This is a genomic window from Staphylococcus sp. EG-SA-17 (assembly GCF_017151845.1).
Lineage (GTDB): Bacteria > Bacillota > Bacilli > Staphylococcales > Staphylococcaceae > Staphylococcus > Staphylococcus aureus.
In genome coordinates, this window is sequence record NZ_JACVZO010000048.1 from 1 (window position 1) to 7,900 (window position 7,900).

Here is a 7,900-nt window from a genome sequence, read left to right on the forward strand (position 1 = left end):
GCCAGTCGAAGACCGAGGCTGAGACGGCACCCTAGGAAAGCGAAGCCATTCAATACGAAGTATTGTATAAATAGAGAACAGCAGTAAGATATTTTCTAATTGAAAATTATCTTACTGCTGTTTTTTTAGGGATTTATGTCCCAGCCTGTTTTATTTTCGACTAGTTTGGAGAATTTATTGACATTCACATTATTTAAACGGTAACAAAGATTATTGAAATTTGGTAGGCATTTTATGGTGCTAAAAAATTTGCATGAAAATAAAAAAATGCTTCGTTCAGGAAGGTGTCGTAATTTGCCTATTTGCTGAATGAAGCATTTTATTTTTAAATATGATAGCCAATATAACAAGCTATAAATCCAATGATGAATTGTAAAAGTGAATAATTGAGAAAAAGGTTAATATTAAATTTTGGCATCATCATTAGTGTAAGTTCCTTGGCTAACGTTGAGAAAGTTGTTAAGCCACCTAAAAAACCGGTAACAAAGAACGCAGGGAACCATGAGATTGAAATTGATAAGCCTATAGTTAATCCAATTAAAAAACTACCAACAAGATTTACTATCAATGTTGCGATAGGTAACTTGGAAGTAAATTTATGATTAAAATAATCAGTAACGGCACTTCTAGCAATTGCACCCAAACCGCCGCCAATCATGACTAAAATGATTGATATCATGATAAACCACCACCTAGTTTTATACCGACGTAACATAACAAAATACCAAAGACATAACTTGTTATAGCATATAGTAGTAAAGTTATAAATTGTTGATGATCAAACATATGTATTAATTCTAATTGAAATGTTGAAAAAGTCGTTAATGCACCAAGAAAACCAGTCGTAATAGCTTTTTTTAGGGTCGGATGGTTTGAAAAAAATGCAATTGTTAAGGCTGTTAGCAATCCCATTACAAAGGCACCAGTCAAATTGGCTATCAGTGTTCCGATTGGAAAACCTCCGTCAGTATTCAGAAAAGAAATGAGGTAACGTAATAAAGCGCCTAAAGCACCACCGATAAAAATATATACATATTGCATTTGGTTCACCTCGAAAAGAAGTAGTTTGAATTTAAAAAAGAGGTTTTGGCAACGCGACGACAAAAATTGTCGATGCATTATCAAACCTCATTATATGTTATATCTTGTTGTATAACTATAGCGATTAGATGCATAGTTATGATTTCGAAAATCTAATATTTTTTAAACGCAACAACATCATCAAATTGATTTACTCATTATAGCATGATGCATTGTATTGTTTTGTATTAAGGCTACATTGACATTTTATCTTTTTTAAATAAAACCGAATGTGTGAACAATCGAAAAGATATGTACTAAAATAACGATTAGAATAATCCAAGGCAAACTTTTACTCGCAATTCTAATCCAATCCGCATCAGGCTTTAGTGATTTAATTGAACGATCTGCAAAAATTATAGACAATATTAGTATAATTGAGTTAATAACACTGCAGAAAAGTATTAATTTAATAAAAGAATTAAAAAGCCCACTTAGGAAAACGTTATTTGTATTAAAGAAAAAGCTTAAAATAATCATTAAGCTAGATAAGTAAAAGTATTTTTTTGAACGAGACATGCTAGACCTCCTGGATGGTTATCATTTACATATCGTATCATAAACAATCATAAAACAATAGTTTAATTACCATGTTGACACAATGTTGCTAAAGTCTTTTTTAAGAAATCTAGGCAAAAAATTAGCTATATATTATAAAAGCGTGATATAAATGTTTTATATAACAAAGAAATAAAAATCATTTTTTACAAATGGTTGTAAGAAAAAGACATGCAGATGTTGTTAAAATTTTAATAAGAATCAAGGAGGCTATATTATATGGCTAAACTAAATGTAGAAGTATTTGCGGATGGTGCAGATATTGAAGAAATGAAAGCAGCTTATAAAAACAAACAAGTGGATGGTTTTACAACAAATCCTAGTTTAATGGCGAAAGCGGGCGTAACAGATTACAAAGCTTTTGCTGAAGAAGCTGTAAAAGAAATTCCAGATGCTTCAATTTCATTTGAAGTATTTGCAGACGATTTAGAAACTATGGAAAAAGAAGCAGCAATTTTAAAACAATATGGCGAAAATGTATTTGTTAAAATTCCCATTGTAAATACAAAAGGTGAATCAACGATTCCTTTAATTAAAAAACTTTCAGCTGACAATGTGAGATTAAACGTTACGGCTGTTTACACTATTGAACAAGTTAAAGAAATAACTGAAGCAGTAACTGAAGGTGTGCCAACATATGTTTCAGTATTTGCAGGACGTATTGCAGATACAGGCGTAGATCCATTACCATTAATGAAAGAGGCTGTAAAAGTTACGCATAGTAAAGACGGCGTTAAATTATTATGGGCAAGTTGCCGCGAATTATTCAATGTGATTCAAGCTGATGAAATTGGTGCAGATATTATTACATGCCCTGCAGATGTTGTGAAAAAAGTGAATACAAACTTAGGTCGCGATATTAACGAATTATCAGTAGATACAGTTAAAGGCTTTGCGAAAGATATTCAATCTTCAGGTCTTTCTATTCTATAATATATAAATATATTTAAACCCTCATAGGCATTGTGCTTATGGGGGTTTTTCATATTGGAGTCAATTTTAAACTAATATGTATTTCATTGCCTGTAGAATTTCTTTTCGAAATTCTCTGTGTTGGGGCCCCTATAATTGAAAAGCGTATTATCATTCAGTCAATGACTGCTAATATAACAGTATAGAGAGTCTGGGATAGGCTCAATAACTATAATAAATAGCTATGAAAAAATCTATCGTCATAGATTTTTTTCATAGCTAAACTTAATATGTTTTGTTGTTTTGATATAATTACAGAACGTAAATATGCAATAACATTTGGAAAGGCACCTATTAATACTTTGTAAAAGCTTTGGTGTCATCATGTAAATATCAAAATAATTAATGATTTTACTGTTACATGGCTAAGAGGTTATTGATAAAATGTATTAAAATCGGTACCTCTAATCGTTTTGTTTTTAAGTAAGTATAGCCAAAAATTAAACCTGAATAAAAATACGGAAGATAACCAATCAGCGTGTCTGATTCATGTATTAGCGTGAAGAATACAGTTGAAACAATAAAACCTAAGAAAAGATGATTTCTGAATAAAATTCGTATAATCAATCCACGACAGATGATTTCTTCTGTAATTGGTGGAATGATAGCAGTACTAAGCAGAGCTATGTGGTAAGGTGCATCTTCAGACTCTTCATCTAGCAATATTTCATTTAATGTAGGCGGTGCGAACATATCATATAAGTAATCTAATCCATACATCAACAAAAACCCAAATATAATATAAAGCATATGAGTGAATTTTAATTTTTTGAAAGATAATAAATTGATATTTAAAACTTTAAGAAGTACAACACCTAGTAATATAATAAATAGCCCAACATACTCATGGTCATAACTGACGTCTGTTCCATAATTAATTACTAAAAAAATGACCAACATTTTTAAAACTGCAATTAAATAATTGTCCTTTGTTACAGACAAATCATCAACAAAAATATTGTTATTCCTCGAAAACATATTAATTCTCCTAAAATAAAGTTTGACGTTTAATTTTTATGAAAATTAAGTTAATTATACAAGATTTTTTATTGTTTTAAAAGCTTGCATATCATTAATTTGTATTGCATATCGTTTTGTGAATTACATGTTGAGGGGCAATCATTGTGTATTATATCAACTAGTATTATCCCCATATCAGAATGAGTAATGAGGATAGGTTATTTATAAAGTGGATTAAAATAACGACTTCTAATCGCTTTGTTTTTAAATATATTAGGCCAAAAATCACTCCAGAATATAAATAAGGTAAGTACCCAATCCAAGTATCCGATTCATGCAATGATGCAAACACTAGACTAGACACAACTAATCCAATAAATAAATGCTTTCTAAATACAACTCTTATTATCATGCCTCGAAAAACGATTTCTTCTACAATGGCAGGGATAATAGCAATTGTGACAATAGACATATACAAAGGCGTATGTTGTAATTCTCGATCTAATTCTTGTTCATTTGTAGGTACGTCATGAAAATGTAAATAAAGATGATCTAACCCATAAATTAGCAATGCACCACCGATGATATAAATCACTTGTGACATTGTTAATTTTTTAAATGAGAGTAAATTAATTTTGAATAACCGTAATAACACGATACCGATGAGCACTATAAACATGCCATAAAGTATGTGTGTATCACTGACAACGAAGCCAATTAGTAGAATAATAGTAATCAAGAATGCGTATAATAAAGTTAGAAAATAATTTCCACGTGCAACTGATAAATCATCATAAAACAAATCCTTGAATTTCTGCATATTTAATCCTTTCTATCATCTATAAAATGAATATTAAAGCATTTCATTGGTATGTTCATTTTCATTATATGAGAAACTTAGATATGATTAAAGGCGCATCATTACACTTAACTAAAAACATTTGTTTGCAATATAAATGGTGTCAATTATACAGTGTCAAATTACTAAAAATAAAATTGCAAAGTTAATTTTTGTAGATTTGATGCATGTATTTCTGTAAAATATATAAAATACAATGTTCATTGGCAATCATGTATAAAATAGCGTCAATATGAAAAAGGAGAGAAATCCTTAATTATGAATAAAGCATCGTTCGATAAAAAGGTTAAAAAGCAATTATGGTTTTTGAACAAAAAGGAAAAACATGCATTAGATCAACGGTTGTCTAGTATTACTGACAAGGACAATGTGAACTTTAATAAGCCAATCACCTTTGCTAATGCGTACTTAAGAGAAAATGTATTTCGTAGTAAAGAAACTAAAAGTTATAGCATCTTTGTAACATTAGTAGTGATGATGTTTGCATACGTTGCTTTATTAGGTTTGTTTTTATTCGGATTAATTACAAGTCTATCTGGTGTGCAATTTTTCGTTAATCCTAAAGTAGAATTGTCGACAACGGTTGTTATTTTAACAATCATTGGGGCGATTTTATTAATGTTAGTTAGTATCTATTTAATAAAAATCACAACATCATATTTTACAAAGAAACTGATAGAACATAAATTTAATGGTCATTAGTATTTTCAATGAAATGCTTCAATGCTAAACTTTCATGGCATTTTTTTGAAATAAGAGACATGGGTTCATCGACTTCTAATGTTTTGCCATTTTTGAAATGGAGCATAGTTGAATTGCCCATTTCCGTCATACCAATTACATAGTGTGCATTGATATATGTTTGTATCGGTGCACGCTTTTGTTTTATTGGGAAAAGAATCGTTTTCGGATTAAGGTAAATAGGCACCAGCTTGTTAATGTTGAGTATGCTTTTTGCTGCATCGATTAAAATTGATGCTGATGTAAAATGCAATTTAGCATAATAAGGAATGGCTTTAGTAATAGGGAATTCGAGATTGTACTCATGGTACAGAAAGACACATTTTGTCTCAAGATGGTTCGAAGTTGCGGTTTGGATATAAAGTAGGTGTTTTGTAGAAATGTCTTGCAAATATAGTACTCCTTTTCAATCAGTTAATAATAAAATGGTTCGCAAAAATGAAATGCATATTATTGAGCGTTCCAAGAGTATTAATCATTTTAATCAACACGACACGTCGCATCTATTTAAAAAAACGTTGGCATTTACGCTTAACTGATGCCTTAATTAATTTAATTGTTGAAGTTGATAATGACATAATATCAGCAATTTCATATTGCTTATAGCCTTCAAGATAAAGCATAAGCCACTGTCGTTCCCTGTGGTTTAGTAGGGCACAAACATCTTGTAAATTTAAGTTGAATTCATTAAAATAAATTGGCTGTTCAGTAAGTATTGGTGAATGATTTTCATATAAAATGATATCATTTAAACGTTTTTGTTGTCTGAATAGATCGATAAGGTAAAAGTTTAGTCGCATGAATAAAAAAGAGGATAAAGATTGCTTGCTTGAGGGTTTATATATCTGACTCAATTGCCACATTTTTATCAAGAGTAGTTGATAATACTCATCATAATTATAGCTAATATTATATTTTTTTAAAAGATGGTGTATGATTTTGTGGTGTTTGTTGTATACGTCATTAAATTTCAAGTAGTCATTCTCCAAGTTATACGTATAACAAATATTTCCGGATAAAGTTAGAATAAAATATTTAGAAAAATCATTCATTTGCGTAATCGCTAAATTAAGTGTTAAATATAAGACATAAGTAATTAATTTAATGTGATATGATGTATTATTACTTTGCTAAATAGTAGATAGAACAAAATTTGTAATCGGGAGGTAACAATGGATTACGCACATTTAAATTTAGAACATTTTTTTGCACGAAACGACGATTTAGATGTTATAAGAGATCGCGCTGATTTCGTGATGATAAATAATTTCACTAATGAAATGATGTATCGTGATGGTCAAATTGAAGGTACGATTGATTTAAATCAGTACTATTATAAAAATAGATCAAATGCAGCAAGTTTTATTATGATGGATTATAAAAAAGAAACTAAGTAAACGAACAAGAGAATTTTTTGTTTTTTAATACGTGAATAATAAGATTATTGATATAAAGGTTTTCAAAGGTTATACAAAAAGATAAAACATTTATGATTCGTATATCAACGTAAAGTAATGTTGATAAATCGTTTAAAACGTTTCATTTACATTACTGTTTATTTATGAATATGTAACAATGCATAGATAAAATTGTTAAACGGTTTTAATAATGTTAAACTTTATTATCGTAGTCAAACTGAATGTATAACAACAATGACCTAAGAGGTGTGGATATGAATAAACACAAGAAAGGTTCTATTTTTGGAATAATAGGACTTGTTGTCATATTTGCTGTTGTCTCATTTTTATTTTTCTCAATGATATCCGATCAGATATTTTTCAAACATGTTAAATCCGACATTAAGATTGAAAAGTTAAATGTTACATTAAACGATGCAGCAAAGAAACAAATAAATAATTATACGAGTCAACAGGTATCAAATAAAAAGAATGATGCATGGAGAGATGCATCTGCAACTGAAATTAAAAGTGCAATGGATAGCGGTACTTTTATCGATAATGAAAAGCAAAAATATCAATTTTTAGATTTATCAAAGTATCAAGGGATTGATAAAAATAGAATTAAACGTATGTTAGTAGATAGACCAACGTTATTGAAACATACGGATGATTTCTTAAAAGCTGCTAAAGATAAGCACGTTAACGAAGTTTATTTAATTTCACATGCATTATTAGAAACTGGCGCAGTTAAAAGTGAATTAGCTAATGGAGTCGAAATTGATGGCAAAAAATACTACAATTTCTATGGAGTAGGAGCCCTTGATAAAGACCCAATTAAAACAGGTGCAGAATATGCTAAAAAGCATGGTTGGGATACACCTGAAAAAGCTATTTCAGGCGGTGCTGATTTCATTCATAAGCACTTCTTATCAAGCACAGATCAAAATACATTGTATAGTATGAGATGGAATCCAAAAAATCCAGGAGAACATCAATATGCTACTGATATTAAGTGGGCAGAAAGTAATGCAACAATTATCGCTGACTTTTATAAGAACATGAAGACTGAAGGAAAATACTTCAAATACTTTGTGTATAAAGATGAAAGTAAACATTTGAATAAGTAATTTATTAGAGTTAAGTTATGATATGACTTGCTCAAGTATAAAAAGACGCTTTCTATCGCAATAAATAGAAAGCGTCTTTTTAGTGCGCCTGGCATGGGCAACAACTTGACGGTGAAAGTCCGTTACAGGCTTGGTAGTAGGAACTGTTAGCGAAAGACAAGGGTGTCCATTGTGAAGTGGAATCTGAAGGAAGTCGGACGCAA

At 30.1% G+C, this 7,900-nt stretch carries 11 protein-coding genes; 4 read left to right on the plus strand and 7 right to left on the minus strand.

Annotation, left to right across the window (positions count from 1 at the left end):
* Positions 1-325 precede the first annotated feature (325 nt).
* The 3 genes from IDG65_RS13585 to IDG65_RS13595 form a co-directional block, all read right to left on the minus strand.
* On the minus strand, positions 326-679 hold the full coding sequence (locus tag IDG65_RS13585; RefSeq protein WP_000623485.1) for a fluoride efflux transporter FluC: 354 nt from the start codon (positions 677-679) through the stop codon (positions 326-328).
* The gene (crcB, locus tag IDG65_RS13590) at positions 676-1,041 is read right to left on the minus strand and encodes a fluoride efflux transporter CrcB (RefSeq protein WP_001200540.1); all 366 of its coding nucleotides are present in this window, start codon (positions 1,039-1,041) and stop codon (positions 676-678) included. Before crcB ends, IDG65_RS13585 begins: the two co-directional genes overlap by 4 nt.
* A gap of 255 nt (positions 1,042-1,296) precedes the next feature.
* Positions 1,297-1,599, minus strand: coding sequence for a hypothetical protein (locus tag IDG65_RS13595; RefSeq protein ID WP_000091443.1), 303 nt, complete (start codon positions 1,597-1,599; stop codon positions 1,297-1,299).
* Between the two features lie 258 nt (positions 1,600-1,857).
* On the opposite strand from IDG65_RS13595, the gene IDG65_RS13600 reads away from it, so the two are divergent.
* Positions 1,858-2,571 carry a transaldolase gene (locus IDG65_RS13600; RefSeq protein ID WP_001096494.1) on the plus strand — a complete coding sequence of 238 codons (714 nt, stop codon included), beginning with the start codon at positions 1,858-1,860 and terminating at the stop codon, positions 2,569-2,571.
* A 396-nt stretch (positions 2,572-2,967) separates the two neighbouring features.
* Here the strand turns inward: IDG65_RS13600 and IDG65_RS13605 are convergent, their stop codons facing one another.
* Both IDG65_RS13605 and IDG65_RS13610 read right to left on the minus strand, forming a co-directional pair.
* Positions 2,968-3,588: a CPBP family intramembrane glutamic endopeptidase gene (locus IDG65_RS13605; RefSeq protein ID WP_000492905.1), complete on the minus strand. Its 621-nt coding sequence runs from the start codon at positions 3,586-3,588 to the stop codon at positions 2,968-2,970.
* A gap of 166 nt (positions 3,589-3,754) precedes the next feature.
* Positions 3,755-4,390 (minus strand): CPBP family intramembrane glutamic endopeptidase, encoded by a 636-nt coding sequence (locus tag IDG65_RS13610; RefSeq protein WP_001168916.1) that lies wholly within the window; start codon positions 4,388-4,390, stop codon positions 3,755-3,757.
* Between the two features lie 297 nt (positions 4,391-4,687).
* On the opposite strand from IDG65_RS13610, the gene IDG65_RS13615 reads away from it, so the two are divergent.
* Complete coding sequence (locus IDG65_RS13615; RefSeq protein WP_001030459.1) at positions 4,688-5,131, plus strand: hypothetical protein; 444 nt, start codon at positions 4,688-4,690, stop codon at positions 5,129-5,131.
* Here IDG65_RS13615 and IDG65_RS13620 read toward each other — a convergent pair.
* Positions 5,118-5,561 carry a competence protein ComK gene (locus IDG65_RS13620; RefSeq protein ID WP_001152696.1) on the minus strand — a complete coding sequence of 148 codons (444 nt, stop codon included), beginning with the start codon at positions 5,559-5,561 and terminating at the stop codon, positions 5,118-5,120. The two genes, IDG65_RS13615 and IDG65_RS13620, sit on opposite strands and share 14 nt — an antisense overlap.
* Positions 5,562-5,673: 112 nt before the next feature.
* On the minus strand, positions 5,674-6,144 hold the full coding sequence (locus IDG65_RS13625) for a sigma-70 family RNA polymerase sigma factor (protein WP_000671043.1): 471 nt from the start codon (positions 6,142-6,144) through the stop codon (positions 5,674-5,676).
* A 198-nt stretch (positions 6,145-6,342) separates the two neighbouring features.
* On the opposite strand from IDG65_RS13625, the gene IDG65_RS13630 reads away from it, so the two are divergent.
* Together IDG65_RS13630 and sagB are read left to right on the plus strand one after the other, a co-directional pair.
* Positions 6,343-6,567 carry a hypothetical protein gene (locus IDG65_RS13630; RefSeq protein WP_000384171.1) on the plus strand — a complete coding sequence of 75 codons (225 nt, stop codon included), beginning with the start codon at positions 6,343-6,345 and terminating at the stop codon, positions 6,565-6,567.
* A 275-nt stretch (positions 6,568-6,842) separates the two neighbouring features.
* Positions 6,843-7,697, plus strand: a complete 855-nt coding sequence (gene sagB / locus IDG65_RS13635; protein WP_206174163.1) for a peptidoglycan release complex glucosaminidase SagB — start codon at positions 6,843-6,845, stop codon at positions 7,695-7,697.
* The last annotated feature ends 203 nt before the right edge of the window (positions 7,698-7,900 follow it).